The organism is Polaromonas sp. P3_C2, from assembly GCF_056402675.1.
In genome coordinates, this window is record NZ_JBFUGX010001141.1 from 1 (window position 1) to 749 (window position 749).

The 749-nt window shown below is 56.6% G+C and carries 2 protein-coding genes; both read right to left on the minus strand.

Going from position 1 to position 749, the window contains the following annotated elements; translation table 11 throughout:
• Positions 1-25 precede the first annotated feature (25 nt).
• Positions 26-484 (minus strand): SRPBCC domain-containing protein, encoded by a 459-nt coding sequence (locus AC1DWI_RS25190; protein ID WP_477671098.1) that lies wholly within the window; start codon positions 482-484, stop codon positions 26-28.
• Between the two features lie 79 nt (positions 485-563).
• On the minus strand, positions 564-749 hold a 186-nt coding region (locus AC1DWI_RS25195), incomplete at its 5' end, for a hypothetical protein (RefSeq protein ID WP_477726186.1).

The following is a 749-nucleotide window of genomic DNA, read 5'->3' on the forward strand; positions in this document are numbered from 1 at the left end:
CTTCCAGGCAATTCCCGATGGGAGTTCAGGTGTCGCGGGTTCGGTGTATCAACTCAGCCTTGTCTTTCACCAGATTTGCCGGGCGCCCCGTTTCAAGAAAAACCTTCAGGTCGCACAAGACAATGCTGAACCCTTCGGTGGCGTTAACCACCTGCTCCATGGCGCCCTCGCCCTGAAAGCCCCGGACTTCAACACTGAAAACGGTGAAATCTTTCTGTTCGGCGAGAAAATTCATATCGACGTCCAGCCCGCCTTCCAGCCAGGAGAACGCAATGCGGCGCGGCGCATCGAATGCAGTGACGCGCACACGCTCAGTGGCGCCGGGAACCATGAATTGCCACTCAACTTGAGCACCTTGAGCGAGCGGACCGGCGGTACTTTTCAGCCAGAACTTTGTGATGAGATCAGGTTGGACAAACGCGCTGAAAACCTCCGCTGCGGGGCGTCGAATGGGCATCTTCGCCCCGGCAACCAACTCAGCCATGGGAGCCTCCTTCAATGACTACGCGAGGTGCGCGGATGAGCAGTCTACGCCGCACTTATGGCCGGGCGGTCTTCAATGCTTAACGAAATGTATGCAGCCACATCTGCGGCATAAGCTGGCGTTTGCAATCTACTGTCACGACCAGATAAGGCACCCAGCAGCCACTCGACTTTGACCACCATGAGATTCGATCGCGCTGGCCAATTCCTGTCAGCCTGCTGGACGCGCGCCCCATCTGAATCGCTATCAATTCAATAGCTGCTTG

Excerpts from the sequence above, each read along its gene's own strand:
- AC1DWI_RS25190 (WP_477671098.1), bottom strand. The coding sequence starts at position 484 with ATGGCTGAGTTGGTTGCCGGGGCGAAGATGCCCATTCGACGCCCCGCA.